General features: G+C 72.3%; 15 protein-coding genes. 7 read left to right on the top strand and 8 right to left on the bottom strand.

Features of this window, described 5'->3' with window-relative positions; genetic code table 11:
- Positions 1-33: 33 nt before the first annotated feature.
- Together ACF9IK_RS14210 and ACF9IK_RS14205 are read right to left on the bottom strand one after the other, a co-directional pair.
- Positions 34-702, bottom strand: a complete 669-nt coding sequence (locus ACF9IK_RS14210; RefSeq protein WP_395294573.1) for a TetR family transcriptional regulator — start codon at positions 700-702, stop codon at positions 34-36.
- 8 nt (positions 703-710) lie between these two features.
- Positions 711-2378 (bottom strand): MFS transporter, encoded by a 1668-nt coding sequence (locus ACF9IK_RS14205; RefSeq protein ID WP_395294572.1) that lies wholly within the window; start codon positions 2376-2378, stop codon positions 711-713.
- 315 nt (positions 2379-2693) lie between these two features.
- On the opposite strand from ACF9IK_RS14205, the gene ACF9IK_RS14200 reads away from it, so the two are divergent.
- Positions 2694-3236: a hypothetical protein gene (locus tag ACF9IK_RS14200; protein ID WP_395294571.1), complete on the top strand. Its 543-nt coding sequence runs from the start codon at positions 2694-2696 to the stop codon at positions 3234-3236.
- Here ACF9IK_RS14200 and trhA read toward each other — a convergent pair.
- Positions 3207-3899, bottom strand: coding sequence for a PAQR family membrane homeostasis protein TrhA (gene trhA, locus ACF9IK_RS14195; RefSeq protein WP_395294570.1), 693 nt, complete (start codon positions 3897-3899; stop codon positions 3207-3209). The two genes, ACF9IK_RS14200 and trhA, sit on opposite strands and share 30 nt — an antisense overlap.
- 274 nt (positions 3900-4173) lie before the next feature.
- Between trhA and ACF9IK_RS14190 the strand changes: the two genes are divergently transcribed.
- Positions 4174-5985: a phosphoenolpyruvate carboxykinase (GTP) gene (locus ACF9IK_RS14190; protein WP_395294569.1), complete on the top strand. Its 1812-nt coding sequence runs from the start codon at positions 4174-4176 to the stop codon at positions 5983-5985.
- A 199-nt stretch (positions 5986-6184) separates the two neighbouring features.
- On the opposite strand, the gene ACF9IK_RS14185 is transcribed toward ACF9IK_RS14190, so the two are convergent.
- Together ACF9IK_RS14185 and ACF9IK_RS14180 are read right to left on the bottom strand one after the other, a co-directional pair.
- Positions 6185-7399 (bottom strand): pyridoxal phosphate-dependent aminotransferase, encoded by a 1215-nt coding sequence (locus ACF9IK_RS14185; RefSeq protein ID WP_395294568.1) that lies wholly within the window; start codon positions 7397-7399, stop codon positions 6185-6187.
- Positions 7400-7499: 100 nt separating this feature from the next.
- Positions 7500-8216: a hypothetical protein gene (locus tag ACF9IK_RS14180; protein WP_395294567.1), complete on the bottom strand. Its 717-nt coding sequence runs from the start codon at positions 8214-8216 to the stop codon at positions 7500-7502.
- A gap of 201 nt (positions 8217-8417) precedes the next feature.
- Here ACF9IK_RS14180 and ACF9IK_RS14175 point away from each other — a divergent pair, with 201 nt between their 5' ends.
- Positions 8418-9131 (top strand): prepilin peptidase, encoded by a 714-nt coding sequence (locus tag ACF9IK_RS14175; protein ID WP_395294566.1) that lies wholly within the window; start codon positions 8418-8420, stop codon positions 9129-9131.
- Between the two features lie 131 nt (positions 9132-9262).
- On the opposite strand, the gene ACF9IK_RS14170 is transcribed toward ACF9IK_RS14175, so the two are convergent.
- Complete coding sequence (locus tag ACF9IK_RS14170; protein WP_395294565.1) at positions 9263-10855, bottom strand: chitinase; 1593 nt, start codon at positions 10853-10855, stop codon at positions 9263-9265.
- Positions 10856-11257: 402 nt separating this feature from the next.
- Between ACF9IK_RS14170 and ACF9IK_RS14165 the strand changes: the two genes are divergently transcribed.
- The 4 genes from ACF9IK_RS14165 (at position 11258) to ACF9IK_RS14150 (ending at position 16793) form a co-directional block, all read left to right on the top strand.
- Complete coding sequence (locus ACF9IK_RS14165; RefSeq protein ID WP_238951068.1) at positions 11258-12052, top strand: isoprenyl transferase; 795 nt, start codon at positions 11258-11260, stop codon at positions 12050-12052.
- Positions 12053-12321: 269 nt separating this feature from the next.
- Positions 12322-13656 carry a PhoH family protein gene (locus ACF9IK_RS14160; RefSeq protein WP_395294564.1) on the top strand — a complete coding sequence of 445 codons (1335 nt, stop codon included), beginning with the start codon at positions 12322-12324 and terminating at the stop codon, positions 13654-13656.
- A gap of 445 nt (positions 13657-14101) precedes the next feature.
- Entirely contained in the window at positions 14102-14824 is a 723-nt protein-coding gene (locus ACF9IK_RS14155) for a transglycosylase SLT domain-containing protein (protein WP_395294563.1), read from the top strand.
- A 454-nt stretch (positions 14825-15278) separates the two neighbouring features.
- Positions 15279-16793 (top strand): AI-2E family transporter, encoded by a 1515-nt coding sequence (locus tag ACF9IK_RS14150; RefSeq protein WP_395294562.1) that lies wholly within the window; start codon positions 15279-15281, stop codon positions 16791-16793.
- A 105-nt stretch (positions 16794-16898) separates the two neighbouring features.
- On the opposite strand, the gene ACF9IK_RS14145 is transcribed toward ACF9IK_RS14150, so the two are convergent.
- A complete protein-coding gene (locus ACF9IK_RS14145) occupies positions 16899-17441 on the bottom strand; it encodes an alkyl hydroperoxide reductase (protein ID WP_395294561.1) in 543 nt (180 codons plus the stop codon).
- 5 nt (positions 17442-17446) lie between these two features.
- On the bottom strand, positions 17447-17998 hold the full coding sequence (locus ACF9IK_RS14140; RefSeq protein WP_395294560.1) for a peroxiredoxin: 552 nt from the start codon (positions 17996-17998) through the stop codon (positions 17447-17449).
- Between the last annotated feature and the right edge of the window lie 58 nt (positions 17999-18056).

The raw sequence follows: 18056 nt of genomic DNA, 5'->3' as shown, positions 1-18056 counted from the left end.
CCGCGCCTGCCTGGTCCTCGGCAGGGACCGGGCCTACACGCCCGCGAAGCCGTGCTCCAGCAGCGCGAAGGTCTGGTCCACCAGCTCCGCGAAGTCCTGTGCGCCGCCGCCGTCCGCCCACTGCAGCACCGTCTCGGTGGTGGCCGCGCCGATCGCGGCGGCGGTGATCCGCATCTGGAGGGTCGGCTCCTCCACGCCGGCCCGCCGGGTCAGTACGGTGAGGAAGAGTTGCTGCGGGTCGTTGGCGGTCTCGTGCAGCCGGGCACGAAGCGCCGGGACGTCGTTGACCAGCCGTATCCGGGTCAGCAGCTCCTCGCGCTCGTGCTGGAGCAGCTCGCGGATCAGGCCGACGATCGCCTCGCGGCAGGAACGCAGAAACGGTTCATCCGCCGGGCGGGCGAGCAGCGCGGCGACCATCGCCGGGTCGTACTCGTCGGTGAGGACCAAGTCCTCCTTGGTGGCGAAGTACCGGAAGAAGGTGGACTGCGACACCTCGGCTGCCGCGGCGATCTGCTCCACGGTGGTGTTCTCGTAGCCCTGTCCGGCGATCAGCCGGTACGCCTCGCGGCGGATCGCCTGGCGGGTCTTCAGCTTCTTCCGCTCGCGCAGCGACAGCGGTTCCTCCAGCATCGCCCGGGCCGGGCCGGTCGTCGGTCCTGCCGCGGATGCCGGGGGTGCCGCTGTCGGCCGCGCTGCGCTCATACCTTCGATTATCGGTGATCGGCCGCAGGCGCGGCGGCGTTCTGCGAGAGCGGGCCGGCACCGCCCCCGACACCGTCCGCACCGTCCGCGACACCGTCCGCACCGTCCGCGACACCGTCCGCACCGTCCGCGACACCGTCCGGACCGTCCGGACCGCCCTCGCCGCCCGCCCGCGCTTCCGCGGCGGGCATCCGCAGCGCGACCAGGACCGCCGACAGCGCCGCGGTCACCCCGGCGGCCAGCAGCACCACCGTCATGCCGTGCACGTAGGCGGTGTGCGCGGCGGCGGCCAGCGCCCGGTCCCCGGCGGCTGCGGCGACCGCGTCGGCTGCGACGACCGACTGCTCGGCCCGGTGCACCGCGTCCGGGGGGAAGACCGAGGTCTCCAGCGCGCCCCGGTACGAGCCGGCCAGCAGGCTGCCGAAGACGGCCACCCCGATCGCGCCGCCGACCTGGCGAAGCGTCTGGAGCAGTCCGGAGCCGACGCCGGCTCGGGCGGGCGGCAGGGTCAGCATGGCGGTGGCCTGGGCGGTGATCAGCGCCAGGCCCATTCCCAGGCCGAGCAGGACGAGCCAGACCGCTGCCGGGGCATAGCCGTCGGAGGTCCCGGTCCGGCTGCCGAGCAGCAGGGCGGCGGCCAGCAGGGCCAGCCCGAGGGCGATCACCGTGCGCGGGCCGGTCCGGGCGACGAGGCGGTCGCTGAGCTTCGCGGCCACCATCAGACCGAGCATCATCGGCATCATCCGCAGGCCGGTGCCGAAGGCGTCGGCGCCGAGCACGCTCTGGAAGTAGAGCGGCAGCACGAAGAAGGCACCGAACAGCACAAGCGAGACCAGCGTCGCGGCCACCGCCGACCAACGGAAGGCCGGGGCGGCGAGCAGGGCGAGGTCGAGCATCGGGTCCTGCTGCCGACGGCTGCGCAGTACCAGGGCGGTGAGGGCGGCCAGCGAGCCGCCGAGCATCGCGAGCACCAGCGGATCGGTCCAGCCGCGTTCGGGGATCTCGATGATGCCGAAGGTGAGCGCCGCCAGCCCTCCCGCGCCGAGTGCGGCGCCGAGCAGGTCGAGCCGGGGCGCGGCGGGGTTGCGGGTCTCCGGGAGCAGCAGCACGCAGGCGACGATGCCGACGGCGGTCAGCGGGATGTTGATCGCGAAGACGGAGCCCCACCAGAGGTGCTGGAGCAGGAAGCCGCCGATCAGCGGTCCGAGCGGGGCGCCGGCGGCGAGCGCCGTGGACAGGACGGCGGTCGCGCGGCGCTGTTCCGCGGCGGGGAAGAGTCCGGGGATCACCGCCAGGGACATCGGCATGACCAGGGCGCCGGCCAGTCCCATCGCGCCCCGGGCGGCGACCACGGTGCCGGGGCTGTCGGCGAGCATGCCGACGGCGGAGGCGAGGGCGAACAGGGCGAGACCGGCGGTGAGCGTCCGGCGGCGGCCGAACCGGTCGCCGATCAGGCCGGCGGGCAGCATCGCGGCGGCGAAGACGACGGTGTACGAGTCGACGATCCACTGCTGCTGGCCGGTGGTGGCCCGGAGCTGGGAGGCCAGCGTGGGCAGGGCGACGTTCAGGATCGTCATGTCGAAGCTGATCACCAGGGCGCTGAGCGCGACGGCGACCAGCGCCAGCCAGCGTCGTGGGTCGGGTCCGGACGGGGCTTGGGCAGGGGTGGTCGGCACGGCAGCCTCCGGGGCCGGGAGCGCGGGCGGGAAGTTCCTCTCAAATGACAGTAACTCCCAAAAGGAGGGCGCCGTCAATGCGGCGCAATGGTGGCCTGGTCGGTCACGCTCGGTGATGTGTCCTGGAAGTGAGGGTTCCGCACGGGGAATTGACGCAACGTTGATCTGTCGTTCGCCGCTCCGGGGCGGCTCCGGGTGACTGTCGGTAGATACGATGTGGCAATCGGTCAGTTGTAGGCCGACGCGTGCCGAGAGCGGAGAAGGGGTGGGGCGGCAGGAGCCGACCACGAGCCCGGCGCAGGAAGGGGATACCGAATGGCCGACAGGGAGTCGACCGCCCAGATCTGGGGCGCGGCAGTGGTGGTGGCCTCGGCGCTGGCCGTGGTCGCGGCCTATCTGATCAACGGTGCCGTGCTGGTGCTGGTGGTTGCCGGGGTCGAGGTGCTGCTGCTGATGGTCCACGTCGGTCGGCGCTGGCGGCGGCTCCGCCGACCGGCCGTGCCGAGCGGCCACCAGGGGGCGGCGGGTGCACCGGACGCGGCGCACTGCGAGCGCTGCCGCCGGGCGCGCGAGGCGCTGGACGCGCGGCGGGCCCGTTCCCTCCCGCGGTCGGGGGACCGGGCGGAGCGCCGGGAGGCGCACCGGGCCGAGGGGGTCCCGGTCCGTGACCGCGCGGCCCACGACCCTGCGGCCCATGGCCGCGCGGGCGGCGACCTCGCCGGCCACGACCGCTCCGTCCGGGGGTGCCGTCCCGCCCGGGACTGGACGGCGGAACGGGCGGCCGCCCGGTCGCTGGACCGGCCGACCCCCCGTCACGGGGCGCAGGGCTCAGTTGGCCGCGCTGTACGCCACCAGTGAGACGCCGACGTACTGCACGATGAAGGCGCCGAGGGTGAAGGCGTGGAACACCTCGTGGAAGCCGAACCAGCGCGGTGACGGGTTGGGCCGCTTGAGTCCGTACACCACTCCGCCGACGCTGTAGAGCACGCCGCCCACGATCATCAGCACCAGGACCGCGACGCCGCCGGTGCGCAGGAAGTCCGGCAGGAAGAACGCGGCGGCCCAGCCCAGCGCGATGTACACCGGCGTGTACAGCCAGCGCGGCGCCCCGACCCAGAACACCCGGAACGCGATCCCGGCCAGCGCGCCGCCCCAGACCGCCCAGAGCAGCACCTGCTGCGCGGCGCCGTCCAGCAGCAGGATGGTGAACGGGGTGTAGGTACCCGCGATGATCAGGAAGATGTTCGCGTGGTCGAGCCGGCGCAGCACCGCGTCGCCGCGCGGACCCCAGGTGAAGCGGTGGTAGACCGCGCTGACCCCGAACAGCAGCCAGGCGCTGGCGGAGTAGATCGCGCAGGCGATCTTGGCGGGGGTGGAGTCGGCCAGGCAGATCAGCGCGATCCCGGCGGCCACCGTGGCGGGGAACATCCCGGCGTGCAGCCAGCCGCGCCACTTCGGCTTGCCCTCTGCACTCTCCGTGCTCTCCGTGCTCTCCAGGAGCTCAGCAGTCATGCGGAGCATGCTATCCGCTACCTACGGATCCGTAGGTTACCGACTCGTAGGAAGTGGCGATCATCACTACTTGGACGTTTTGGAGTAATGGAGGCGGGGGGTGACGGGGTTCGGGCCGGCCGAAAGTGCCCGATTACCAACCGGTAATCAGACGGGTTGTAGTAAAAGATGCGTCAATTTCACCGATGCGCCGTATTCGGGGCTCGGAGCCGGAGCTACGCTGCAAGCACCCTCAAACCCCCGCTACGCCGTCTCCTCGCCGAGATGGCGTGAAGGAGCGATCGTGTCGAACGAGAACCTCGCGCCCACCCGCCACAAGCGTCTGCTTGCCTGGGTGAGCGAGATCGCGGAGCTCACCCAGCCCGACCGCATCGAGTGGTGCGACGGGTCCGAGGAGGAGTACCAGCGCCTCGCGGACCTGCTGGTGGCTCAGGGCACCTTCAAGAAGCTGAACGAGGAGAAGCGCCCCAACTCCTACTACGCCGCCTCGGACCCGACGGACGTGGCGCGCGTGGAGGACCGCACGTACATCTGCTCCGAGCAGGAGAAGGACGCCGGCCCGACCAACAACTGGAAGGCCCCCGCCGAGATGCGGGAGATCTTCCAGGGCGAGAAGGGCCTGTTCCGCGGCGCGATGAAGGGACGCACCATGTACGTGGTGCCGTTCTCGATGGGCCCGGTGGGCTCCCCGCTGGCCGCGTACGGCGTCGAGATCACCGACTCCGCCTACGTCGCCGTGTCGATGCGCGTGATGACCCGCATGGGCCGGGCCGTGCTGGACCAGCTCGGCGAGGACGGCGACTTCGTCAAGGCCGTGCACACCGTCGGCGCCCCGCTCGCCGAGGGTCAGGCGGACGTGCCGTGGCCGTGCAGCAGCACCAAGTACATCTCGCACTTCCCCGAGACCCGGGAGATCTGGTCCTTCGGCTCGGGCTACGGCGGCAACGCCCTGCTCGGCAAGAAGTGCTACGCGCTGCGCATCGCCTCGACCATGGCCCGGGACGAGGGCTGGCTGGCCGAGCACATGCTCATCCTGAAGCTCACCCCGCCGTCCGGCGAGGTCAAGTACGTCGCGGCCGCCTTCCCGTCGGCCTGCGGCAAGACCAACCTGGCCATGCTCCAGCCGACCATCCCGGGCTGGAAGGTCGAGACGATCGGCGACGACATCGCCTGGATGCGCTTCGGCGCCGACGGCCGCCTGTACGCCATCAACCCCGAGGCCGGTTTCTTCGGCGTCGCCCCCGGCACCGGCGTGGACACCAACGCCAACGCCATCGACACCCTCTGGGGCAACACGGTCTTCACCAACGTCGCCCTGACCGACGACGGCGACGTCTGGTGGGAGGGCCTCACCGAGGAGCCGCCGGCCCACCTCACCGACTGGCGCGGCAACGACTGGACCCCGGAGTCCGGCACCCCGGCCGCCCACCCGAACGCCCGCTTCGCCGTCCCGGCGGCACAGTGCCCGACCATCGCCCCCGAGTGGGAGGACCAGGCGGGTGTGCCGATCTCGGCCATCCTGTTCGGTGGCCGCCGCGCCACCGCCGTCCCGCTGGTGACGGAGTCCTTCGACTGGCAGCACGGTGTCTTCCTGGGCGCGAACATCGCCTCCGAGAAGACCGCCGCGGCCGAGGGCACCGTCGGCGAGCTGCGCCGCGACCCGTTCGCGATGCTGCCCTTCTGCGGCTACAACATGGGCGACTACTTCGCCCACTGGCTGAAGGTCGGCGCCCAGGCGGACGCCGGCAAGCTGCCGAAGATCTACTACGTGAACTGGTTCCGCAAGAACGCCGAGGGCAAGTTCGTCTGGCCCGGCTACGGCGAGAACAGCCGCGTGCTGAAGTGGATCGTCGAGCGGCTGGAGGGCAACGGCAAGGGCGTCGAGACCCCGATCGGCGTGCTGCCGTCCGTCGACGGCTTCGACCTGGACGGCCTGGAGCTCTCCGAGGCCGACCGTGAGCTGCTCTTCACCGTGGACGCCGACATCTGGCGCCAGGAAGCCGCACTCGTCCCCGCCCACCTGGAGCTCTTCGGCGACCACACGCCGACCGAGCTGTGGGACGAGTACCGGAACCTCGTCGCCCGCCTCGGCTGAGCCTGAGCCTCAGCCGGCGAACGGTCGGCGCGTGGCACGAATCGCGCGCCGACCGAGCGACAGGACGGCCGGAGCCCCTGCTGGACGATCTTTCCCCGACCAAGGAGATCGTCCGGCGACGGGGGTTCCGGCCGTAGTCGTCCTCGGGGCCTCCGGGCGGCTCCGGAGGCGTCCGCGCGCCGCACTCCCCTGCGCGCCGTCAGGGCTGGGTGTAGCCGCCGAGGAAGGCGCCGATCCGGGTGACGGCGTCGGTGATGTCCTCGGCCCTGGGCAGGGTGACCAGCCGGAAGTGGTCCGGCTCGGGCCAGTTGAACCCGGTGCCCTGGACCAGCAGGATCCGTTCGGCCCGCAGCAGGTCGAGCACCATCCGGGCGTCGTCCTTGATCTTGTAGACCTTCGGGTCCAGCCGGGGGAAGGCGTAGAGCGCACCCTTGGGCTTCACGCAGCTCACGCCCGGGATCTCGTTGAGCAGCCGGTAGGCGGCGTCCCGGGACTCCAGCAGCCGGCCGCCGGGCAGTACCAGGTCCCGGATCGACTGCCGGCCGCCGAGCGCCGCGGCCACCGCGTGCTGGGCCGGCATGTTGGCGCACAGGCGCATCGAGGCGAGCACGGTCAGGCCCTCGACGTAGCTGCGGGCCCGGTTCCGGTCGCCGGAGAGCACCATCCAACCGGAGCGGAAGCCCGCGACCCGGTAGGCCTTGGAGAGGCCGTTGAAGGTGACGCAGAAGAGGTCCGGTGCCAGGGTGGCCAGCGGGACGTGCTCGGCGTCGTCGTAGAGGATCTTGTCGTAGATCTCGTCCGCGTAGACCACCAGCTTGTGCCGGCGGGCGATCTCGACCAGACCCTCCAGGACCTCGCGCGGGTAGACCGCGCCGGTCGGGTTGTTCGGGTTGATCACCACGAGCGCCCTGGTCCGGTCGGTGACCTTGGCCTCGATGTCGGCGAGGTCCGGGTACCACTCGGACTGCTCGTCGCAGCGGTAGTGCACGGCGGTGCCGCCGGCCAGCGAGACGGAGGCGGTCCAGAGCGGGTAGTCCGGCGCGGGGACGAGCACCTCGTCGCCGTCGTCCAGCAGTGCCGTCATGGCCAGCTGGATCAGCTCGGAGACGCCGTTGCCGAGGAAGACGTCCTCGACGGTGAGTCCGTGCAGCCCGCGCTCCTCGTAGTGCATCACCACGGCGCGGCGGGCGGAGAGCAGGCCCTTGGAGTCGCCGTAGCCGTGCGCGGAGGCGAGGTTGCGCAGGATGTCCTGGAGGATCTCCGGCGGCGCGTCGAAGCCGAACACGGCGGGGTTGCCGGTGTTGAGCTTCAGGATGCGGTGGCCCTGTTCCTCCAGCCGCATCGCCTCGTCGAGCACCGGGCCGCGGATGTCGTAGCAGACATTGGCGAGCTTGCTGGACTGGATGACCTGCATGCCTGCCTACTTTAGGGGCAGATCGGGGCGGTCCGGCGCGCGTACCGGGGCGCGCGTCGGACCGCCCCGAAGGCCTGCCTTCGATCGGCAGGCGGGGCCGTCAGCCGACCTTCCAGACCAGCGGCTCGGTGTCCAGAACGCTGCCGAAGGTGAGGAACTGCGGCGGGGTGGCGGTCGGAACGAGATAGACAGCACACTGCTGCTGGCTCCGGCCGTCCGCCAGGGTGCCGGGCTTCTTGCCCGCGTCGCACTGCGGGATCGACTTCATGATCGCCGGAGCCGGGAGGATGCCGGTCGCCTCGGCGTCCGTGTTCACCTTGAACCGCATCATGAAGTACTCGTCGGTCAGCGGGGCGCCGGTGCGGTTGGTGAACGACACCGTGACGTAGTACGGCGTCCGGCCCTCCAGGTCGGCGGGCTTGAAGTCGAACGGCGCGATCTCGGCCGCGGTGCCCTCGACCACCGAGACCGGGGTGACGTCGGCCCTGGTCCTGCCCTGGTAGCTGCCGGTGGCGGTGAGCGCCAGCGGGTTGCCGAAGCCGACCTTGCCGCTGCCTCCGCCCGCGCCGCCGATCGGGTTGCCGCCGGTGGTGGCCGAGGGGATGGTGCCCGGGCCCGCGCCGCCGGTACCGGCCGTGGCACCCGCGCCGCCGGCCGCCGGGGGCTCCGTGGCGCCCGGGCCCGTGGCGGTGGCCTCCCCGGCGCTCGCCGCGACCGGGGCGACCGGGGCGTCGTTCTCCGGCCCGCAGGCCGTCAGCGGCATGGCCGGCGCCGCGGCCGGAACCGCGGCGCGCAGGACCGTCTGGGGCTTCGTCAAGATGTGTTCCCCGTGGATGATGTGGTCGGTGCGGCACCCGGTTCGCCGGGTGCCGCCCGGGTCCGGTCCGGCCGGTCCCGCCGGGCGCACGGAACCGCGCGCCGTCCGACGGGATCGATTCGGACGGGCCCCAACGCTCGGACGAGGACGACAGCGGGCCGGTTCCCTCGCGGGCGGTCCGGTGGTGGCGGGAGGGGTGCTGTGATCGTCGCCGTACTCGGGGCGGTGCTGGCCGGAGTGCTGGTGGCACCGGCCCTGCGCGGGCTGGTGGTGCGGTACGCCGTGCCCGAAGGTGAGCCGTGGTGCACCCGCTGCCCGGCCTGCGACCGGGAGCTGCGCGGGCTGCCGCCGACCGGCCGTTGCCCGGGCTGCCGGGAGCGGCTGGGCCCGGGCGCCGGGCGGGTCGAGGCGGTCACCGCGCTGGCGGTGGCGGCCGCGCTCTCGGCGGCGCACCCGGCCGACGCGGTCCTGCTGCTCTGGGCGGCCGGGCCGGGCGTGGTGCTCGGCTTCACCGACGCCCGGGTGCGCCGGCTGCCCTACGCCCTGAGCTGGACCCTGGTGGCGGGGCTGGCGCTGCTGCTGGTGGTACTGGAGCTGGCCGACGGCAGCCCCGGCGTCCTGCTGCGCTGCCTGCTGGTCGCGCTCGCCGCCGCGGCGCTGTTCGAACTGCCCGCCTGGTTCGGGCTGATGGGCCCCGGGGACACCGTGCTGGCGCTCGGCCTCGGCGCACTGCTCGGCCGCTACGGCTGGCCGGCCGCGTTCGGGGGGCTGTTCGCCGCCTCGGCGCTGGCCGGACTCTGGTCGATCGGGCTGGCCGTCGCGGCCGTGCTGCGCCGCCGGCCGGTGCGCGGGCTCGACCTGCCGATGGGTCCCTTCCTGCTGCTCGGCGCGGCCTCGGCGGTGCTGCTGCGGTAGCGCCGGGGCGGCGGTGGCGGGCGGGTGCGCCGGCCCCCGGGACACGGACGGGCCCGCCGTACCGGTCGGGTACGGCGGGCCCGCCGCGGGTGCGCCGGCCCCACCCTCAAGGAGCCGTGCACCGCGGGGAGTTACGGCATCTGGTGGACGAACGGGCCGACCGCGTTGGAGAACGCGTTCCCGTTGTTGGCGTCCCAGTTGGTCGACCAGGTCATCGCGCCGCGGATGGTCGGCCACTTGGCCGGCGGGACGAAGCTGCCGCAGTTGCGGCCGGTGGCCAGGCAGTCCAGCGCGTTGTTCACCACGGTCGGCGAGACGTAGCCGCCGCCGGCGGCCCGGCTGGAGGCCGGGACGCCGATGCCGACCTGGTCGGGCCGCAGGCCGCCCTGGATGTGGGTGCAGACCTGCGAGGTGATGAAGTCGATGGTGCCCTGGTTGTAGACCTTGCCGTCGCAGCCGTTCATGCCGCCCGAGTTGTAGAACTGGGTGTTGACGACGGTCAGGATGTCCTTGGTGTTCAGCGCGAGCTGGAAGTAGGCGCCGGCGGTGCTGTACATCCCGATGGTCTCCGGGGCCATCGTCAGGATGAAGCCCGGGCCGACCTTGGCCTGGAGACCGTGCAGCGCGTTGCCGAGGTGGGTCGGGTTGACGCCGTTCTCCAGGTCGACGTCGATGCCGTCGAAGCCGTAGTCCCTGATGATCGCGTAGGCGCTGTCCACGAACGCGGCGGCCGCGGTGGCGTCGCCGACGGAGATCGCGCCGTTCTGGCCACCGATCGACAGGACGACCTTCTTGCCGGCCGCCTGCTTGGCCTTCACGTCGGCGCGGAACTGTGCGTCGGTGTAGCCGCCGAGGGCCTTGGAGAGCGCCGGGTCGAGGGTGAAGCTGATCGCGCCGGTCCTGGTGGGCACCGCGTCGGCGAAGGAGACCGCGACGATGTCGTAGGCGCTCTGGACGTCGCCGAGCTTCTGGACGGTCGCGCCGTTGTCGAAGTTGTGCCAGTAGCCGGTGACCACGTGCTTGGGCAGGCCGGTGGTCGGCGGGGTGGTGCCGGTGGCGGTCGCCGTGGGCGTCGGGGTGGCGGTCTGGGTCGGCGTCACGGTCGGGGTCGCGGTGGCCGTGGGGGTCTGCGTCGCGGTGGCCGTCGCGGTCGGGCTCGGCGTCGCCGTGGGGCTCGGGGTGGAGGTGCCTCCGGGGCCGCTCAGCGTGACGTCGTCGGCGAGGTAGGCGCTCTGGCCGTACCAGCCGTGCAGGTACACCGTGATGCTGGTGGTGTTCGGGCCGGTGGTGAAGGTCGAGGAGAGCTGGTTCCAGCTGTTCTGGTTCGACCAGGTGCTCGGCTCGGCGCCGCCGGTGCCCCGCGCGCCGAGGTAGACGTACGGGCCCTGGACCCACGCGCTCAGCGTGTAGCCGGTGTCGGGCAGCACGCTGACGGTCTGGGTGCACTCGGCGGTGTCGCTGGCGCCCGGGGTGGCCTGGAGCGCTCCGGTCCCGGAGTGGACCGGGGCCGCGATGGTGGTCGCGGCGCCGGTGCAGGACCAGCCGGCGAGCGAGCCGCCGTCGAATCCGCCGTTGGCGACCAGGTTGCCGGCGGCCGCGTTGGCGCCGCCGGCGAGGAGGGCCAGGCCGCTGCCGGCCAGGGCGAGAGCGGTGGCGCCGGCGGCGAGCGCCGGCAGGGGGCTGCGCCGGCGCCGGTGCGCGGGCTGGTTCTGCGTACGGGCCATGGAGGTGGGCTCCTGGGGAAGGAGCGGCCGCCGCGGTGGGGGGCGCGGCGGCCGCGTGTGGGGGAGGGCATGCATCCGCAGTGGTGCCTTGGCGGGCGGGAGTCCGTGCTCTTCCGCCTCGGTCAAAAGCTGGACTAGACCATTACCGGCCGTCAAGGACGGAACGGTCGGCTTACGGATTCCTTAAGGAACCGGATACCGTTCCGTAGCCGTCTCCCCGGAGGGGGCCGGCCGCCCGGCGGACGTCTTCCGGCCACGGCCGCCGCACCGGTCGCGACAGAGTCCGCACAGGACCGTGACCTGACCGCTACCTGCGGCTTTACCCAGCTCGTCCAGGCGGGAGTAGGCTGCGCCCGGGGTTGTGACGCACCCCGGTGAAGAGTTACGGAGGGGCCGGAAACCATGGGTCTGCGCGATGTCGTCGAACGCACGCCGGGGCTGCGCACCCTGCTGGACGGTATGTACGGCCTCTACGGTCGCCGGGTCGAGGTGCACCTGGCCCGCACCCCGCACCACATCGGCGTGATCCTCGACGGGAACCGTCGCTGGGCGAAGGCCACCGGGGGCTCCACCGCCTACGGCCACCAGCGCGGCGCCGACAAGATCAGCGAGTTCCTCGGCTGGTGCGACGAGACGCACGTCAAGGTCGTCACCCTGTGGATGCTCTCCACCGACAACCTCTCCCGGCCCGCGGACGAGCTGGTCCCGCTGCTCGGGATCATCGAGGACGCCGTCACCGGCCTGGCCGCCGCCCGCCGCTGGCGGGTCAACCCGGTCGGCGCGCTCGACCTGCTGCCGCAGCACACCGCCGACGTGCTCAAGCGCGCCGCCGAGGAGACCGCGGGGATCGACGGGATCACGGTCAACGTCGCCGTCGGCTACGGCGGCCGGCATGAGATCGCGGACGCCGTCCGCTCGCTGCTCCAGGAACACGCCGGGCGCGGCACCTCGATCGAGGAGTTGGCCGAGATCCTCGACGTCGAGCACATCGCCGAGCACCTCTACACCAAGGGCCAGCCCGACCCGGACCTGGTCATCCGCACCTCGGGCGAGCAGCGCCTCTCGGGCTTCCTGCTCTGGCAGAGCGCGCACAGCGAGTTCTACTTCTGCGAGGCGTACTGGCCGGCCTTCCGGAAGGTCGACTTCCTGCGCGCCCTGCGCGCGTACGAGCAGCGGAACCGGCGAATGGGTCTCTGAGGCCCCTTCCGCCCCACCGGAGACCCCTCCCGTCCCACCCGCCCCGCGGCGCGCCGCGCCCGCGGGGCCGATCTGTGTCCAGTAGGGCTGGCCTACCCGGGCGGGGCACGAGGCCAAACGTTCACCGGCAATGATCCGTCAGTTCGCCGGGGACGCGAATGCACCGCCCCTCGCCTGGGAATACTCCGACCAGACCGGCCCCGAGGCCACCGGGGCAGCGGGGGCCGGCTTGCCGCGGATGACGCAGGGTCATCCGCTCTGGAGGCCTAGTGGTCAGTTCCAAGAGCCGCCGGACACCAGACCGGCGCACGTACGTTCTCGACACCAGCGTGCTCCTGGCGGACCCGCTCGCCATGACCCGCTTCGAGGAGCACGAGGTCGTCCTTCCGGTGGTGGTCGTCACCGAACTGGAGGCCAAGCGGCACCACCCCGAGCTGGGCTACTTCGCCCGCCAGGCGCTGCGACTCCTCGACGACTACCGCATCCGCTTCGGCCGGCTCGACGAGCCGATCCCGGTCGGCGAGCTCGGCGGGACCATCCGGGTCGAGCTGAACCACTCCGACCTGTCGATACTGCCGGTCGGCTACCGGGCCGGCGGCGGCGAGGCGGACACCCGGATCCTGGCGGTCGCCCGGAACCTGCAGGCCGAGGGGTACGACGTCACCGTCGTCTCCAAGGACCTCCCGTTGCGGATCAAGGCCAGCTCGGTCGGGCTCCTGGCCGAGGAGTACCGGGCGGAGCTGGCGGTCACCTCGGGCTGGACGGGCATGTCCGAGCTGCACGTCCCGGCGGACGACGTGGACGCGCTGTTCGCGGCCGGCCACGACGCCGCGGTGGCGGTCGAGGGGGCCGCCGAGCTGCCCGTCCACACCGGACTGGTGCTCAGCTCCGAGCGCGGCCGGGCGCTCGGCCGGGTCACCGGCGACGGGCGGGTCCGGCTGGTGCGCGGGGAGCGCGAGGCCTTCGGGCTCCGCGGGCGCAGCGCCGAGCAGCGGGTCGCGCTGGACCTGCTGCTCGACCCGGAGGTCGGCATCGTCTCGATGGGCGGCCGGGCCGGCACCGGGAAGTCCGCGCTGGCCCTGTGCGCAGGTCTGGAGGCCGTGCTGGAACGGCGGCAGCACCGCAAGGTGATGGTCTTCCGGCCGCTGTACGCGGTCGGCGGCCAGGAGCTCGGCTATCTGCCGGGCTCCGAGACGGAGAAGATGAGCCCCTGGGCGCAGGCGGTCTTCGACACCCTCTCCGCCGTCACCACCCCGGACGTGATCGAGGAGGTCATCTCCCGGGGAATGCTGGAGGTCCTGCCGCTGACCCACATCCGCGGGCGCTCCCTGCACGACGCCTTCGTGATCGTGGACGAGGCGCAGTCGCTGGAGCGGAACGTCCTGCTGACGGTGCTGTCCCGGATCGGCCAGGGCTCCCGGGTCGTGCTCACCCACGACGTGGCGCAGCGGGACAACCTCCGGGTCGGCCGGTACGACGGCGTGGTGGCGGTGGTGGAGAAGCTGAAGGGGCATCCGCTGTTCGCGCACATCACGCTCACCCGGTCCGAGCGTTCGCCGATCGCGGCGCTGGTCACGGAGATGCTGGAGGACATCCACCCGTGACCGGGGCGTTCCGGGCATAGTCGGACAATATGGTCAATTCCGGGCGTGGGGCCCGCTCCTGACGGAGCGGGCCTCCGCCCGTTTCATCACATCGAGTGCTTTCTGTCCGGAGAGCCCCGGTGCGGTGAATGTGACATCCGCCACGCAACGGGGAATTGCGTCGACAGTGCCCGGTGCGGCATGGTGAGGGTTCTGTCAGGCCCCGCGTACGGCATGACAGGGCCCCGGGCGACCGGCGGCCTGGTCCGGACGGTCCGCCAACTCCGGTGGGTGGACGCATAATTGAACACCGATGAGCCGTACGCCGCCCGATCTCAACGCCCGGTCGCTCGCGCGGCCGGACGCCGGGTCAGTACCTCCCGTGACCAGCACCGTACGGAGGGCAGCGCCAAGGGGCATGTTGCGTCCGCACGGTCACGCGTGGGCGATGCTGGAAGGAATCCATGTGACTCGGATCTCGGTCCGGGGAGTTGCTGTGGCCTCCGCCACCGCCGTCACCGCCGTCGGTGCCGTCGTGGGCATGGCCTCGGGCAGCGAGGGCAAGACCATGCAGACGGTCGACGTCGCCGGCGCGACCCTGCTTGCCGAAGTCCCCTCTGGCGCCCAGGCGCAGACCATCAGCGACAACATCGGCACGCAGGCCTCCGCCCAGCAGGCCGCCGCCGAGGCGGCCGCCAAGGCCGCGGCCGAGCAGAAGGCCGCCGAGGAGGCCGCGCGCCAGAAGGCCGCTGCCGACGCGCAGGCCAAGGCCGACGCGGAGAAGGCCGCCAAGGAGGCCGAGGAGAAGCGCAAGGCCGACGAGGCCGCCGCCAACCGCTCCAAGGCCCGTTCGGCGATGGCCGCCACCGACACCTCGGCCCCGCCGGTCTCGGTCAGCCCCGGCTCGGTCCAGGCGATCGCCCAGCAGATCGTCGGCAACGACGCACAGTTCCAGTGCTTCAGCCAGATCGTGAAGCGCGAGAGCGGCTGGGACTACACCGCCACCAACAAGAGCTCCGGCGCCTACGGCCTCGTCCAGGCGCTCCCCGGCTCCAAGATGGCCACGGCGGGTGCCGACTGGCGCACCAACCCGGCCACCCAGATCAAGTGGGGCCTGAACTACATGAACAGCCGCTACGGCAGCCCCTGTGGCGCCTGGTCGTTCTGGCAGTCCCACCACTGGTACTAGAGACAACCGGTACCCGGGACTTCCGACGCAGCCCCCGACCGCCCTGAGCGGGGTCGGGGGCTGCGCCGTGCTGTCGGGGCGGGCCGCGCCGCCCGGGCTGCGCTGACCAGTGCGCCCACGGGCGGTGCGGTCCTGGGCGCGGACGCGGGGCGCGGGAAGGGGTCCTGGTTGCTTCCTGCACCGGCCGGTCCGCCGACAGTTGGCCTGTGTTCTCGCCCGACTCCTCCCCGTTGTCGCGCGCCTGAAACCCCCTGGTCCGGGTGGTTTTGCCCCGATGCCTCCCGACCGCCGGGCCCGGCTCGGGCCGCCCGCAGCGGGCCCCGGGCTCGACCAACCCACCCGCCCGCCGCACTCGCCGTGCACCGGGCGGGTAGTTTCGTCCCTGACGGCCGTGGCGCGACCCACGGCGTACCCGCCGGCACGGCGGGCCCAGCGGGGAGCGGTGGTAGCGAGGATGGCGTGGGGCGGGAAGGCCTTCAAGACCGTGGCCAAGGGGGCGGCCGTGGTGGCGAGCGCGGCCGCGGTGATCGAGCGGCGTCGGCGCGCCGCGATCGCGGCCGAGGCCTACGAGCCCCCGCTCGCGGTGGAGCCGCCGCCCGCGGCGGTGCCGGCGCCGTTGCCGGTGGCACCGGTCTCGGCGCCGCTGCCGGGGCCCCGTGAGGAGGCGGCCCGTGCCGTCGCACCGGCGCCGGCCCCGGCGCCCGCGAGTCCGACCGGCCATGCCGCGTTCGGCCGGGAGTACCACCCCGGCCGGCCCGCGACCCCGGCCGAGGCCGTGCCCTGGGGCTTGCGGGTGGCCGCCGAGTCCACCTGGCGGCTACTGCTGCTCGGCGCCGCGCTCTACGTCGTCTTCTACATCGTCGACATGCTGCGGCTGGTGGCCTTCGCGGTCCTCGCCTCGCTGCTGATCTCGGCGCTGTTGGAGCCCAGCGTCTCCTGGCTGCGCCGGCACGGCGTGCCGCGCTCGCTGGCCGCGGGCGGGGTGTTCATGAGCGGCCTGGCCGGGATCGGGCTGGTCGGCTGGTTCGTGGTCTGGCAGGTGACCACCAACCTGAACACGGTCACCACCAAGGTCCAGGACGGTGTCGCCACACTGCGGGACTGGCTGATCACCGGCCCGCTGCACCTGACCCAGCAGCAGATCACCGACTTCGCCAACCAGATCACCAAGGCGATCAGCACCAACACCGAGCAGCTCACCTCGGCAGGTCTCACCGGCGCGCAGATCGCCGTCGAGGTGCTGACCGCCGTTCTGCTCACCTTCTTCACCACGTTCTTCCTGCTCTACGACGGCGAGCGGATCTGGAACTGGGCGCTGCGCGGTCTGCCCCGGCACTCCCGGTACGCGATGGCCGGCGCCGGTCCGAAGGCCTGGGCCACGCTCACCGCCTACGTCCGCGGCACCGTCTGCGTGGCGTTCATCGACGCGGTCTTCATCGGCGTCGGGATCCAGCTGCTCGGGGTGCCGATGGCGCTGCCGCTGGCGGTGATCATCTTCCTCGGGGCCTTCGTACCGCTGGTCGGCGCGCTCGTCACCGGGACCGTCGCGGTGCTGATCGCGCTGGTCACCACGACGCCGTTCACCGCGCTGATGGTGCTGGTGGTGCTGGTCGCCGTGCAGCAGATCGAGGGCCACGTGCTCCAGCCGCTGATCCTCGGCCGGGCGGTGCGCGTCCACCCGCTCGGCGTGGTGCTCGGGGTGGCGGCCGGCTCGATCATCGGGGGCATCGGCGGCGCCGTCGTCTCCGTCCCGCTGATCGCGGTCACCAACACCGTGGTCGCCCACCTCCGCCGCCGCAACGAGGCCGGCCAGGCCGTCTTCACCGCCCTGGAGGCGGCCCGCGAGGCCGCCGCCACCCGCAGCCACGTCCACCCCGCGCCCACGCCCGCGCCCGCGGACCGGCCGGCAGCGGCTGCGTCCGTGCCCGCTCCCGACCTTCCCGCCGCGGTCCGGCCCGCGGCCGACTGAGCGCCCGCCGGACGCGCCGGAGCCCGGACGCGCCGACGCGCGAAGGCCCTGCCGGACGTGGTGTCCGGCAGGGCCTTCGCGCGTCTGTCGTGCGCCCGGTGTGCGTCAGGCGTCGACGGTGACCAGGGCGGCCTCGGCGTCGAGGACACCGGCCACGGCCTGGAGGATCGCGGCGATCTTCACCGAGGCCTGGATGACCTCGCGTTCGACGCCGGCCTTGCGGAGCACGCCCTCGTGCGAGTCGAGGCACTGGCCGCAGCCGTTGATGGCGGAGACCGCGAAGCACCAGAGCTCGAAGTCGGCCTTCTCGACGCCCGGGGTGCCGATGATGTTCATCCGCAGACCGGCCCGCATGCTGCTGTACTCCTTGTCGGAGAGCAGGTGCGTGGTCCGGTAGTAGACGTTGTTCATCCCCATGATCGCGGCCGCGCCCTTGGCGGCGTTGTACGCCTCCGGGGAGAGGTTGGCCTTGGCCTCGGGCTCCAGCTGGCGCAGCACCTCGGCGCTGCGGGTGGCCATCGCGCAGGAGAGCACGGTGCCCCAGAGCTGCTGGGCGGGGAGGTCGGAGTTGCCGATGACCGCGCTCAGGTTGAGCTTGAGGTCCTTGGCGTAGTCCGGCAGGGCGGACTTCAGGTCGTCGAGAGCCATGGTGGTCAGCCCGCCAGCAGGGCCTGGGCGTCGAGGGTGTCGTCGCCCTTGCTCCAGTTGCACGGGCACAGCTCGTCGGTCTGCAGGGCGTCCAGCACGCGCAGGACCTCCTTGGGGTTACGGCCGACGGAGCCGGCGGTCACCATGACGAACTGGATCTCGTTGTTCGGGTCGACGATGAACACCGCGCGCTGGGCGGTGCCGTCGGCGGCCTCGACACCGCAGGCGCGCATCAGGTCGTGCTTGACGTCGGCCAGCATCGGGAACGGCAGGTCGCGCAGGTCCTTGTGGTCCTTGCGCCAGGCGTGGTGCACGAACTCCGAGTCGCCGGAGACGCCGAGGATCTGGGCGTCGCGGTCGGCGAACTCCTCGTTCAGCTTGCCGAACGCGGCGATCTCGGTCGGGCAGACGAAGGTGAAGTCCATCGGCCAGAAGAAGACGATCTTCCACTTGCCCTCGTAGGACTTGTGGTTGATCTCGGCGAAGGCGTTCGCGGCGTCCAGGTCGACGCAGGCGTTGAGTTCGAACTCGGGGAACTTGTCACCGATCGTGAGCACGTTCGCTTCTCCTGAAGTGAGATGAGGGGAGTTTGTCCGGGTTGCGGAACGCCCTCCA

The organism is Kitasatospora hibisci (genome assembly GCF_043950205.1).
Classification (GTDB): Bacteria; Actinomycetota; Actinomycetes; order Streptomycetales; family Streptomycetaceae; genus Kitasatospora; species Kitasatospora hibisci.
The sequence above is the reverse complement of the archived record's forward strand: the minus strand, read 5'-3'. Positions and strand labels throughout refer to the sequence as shown.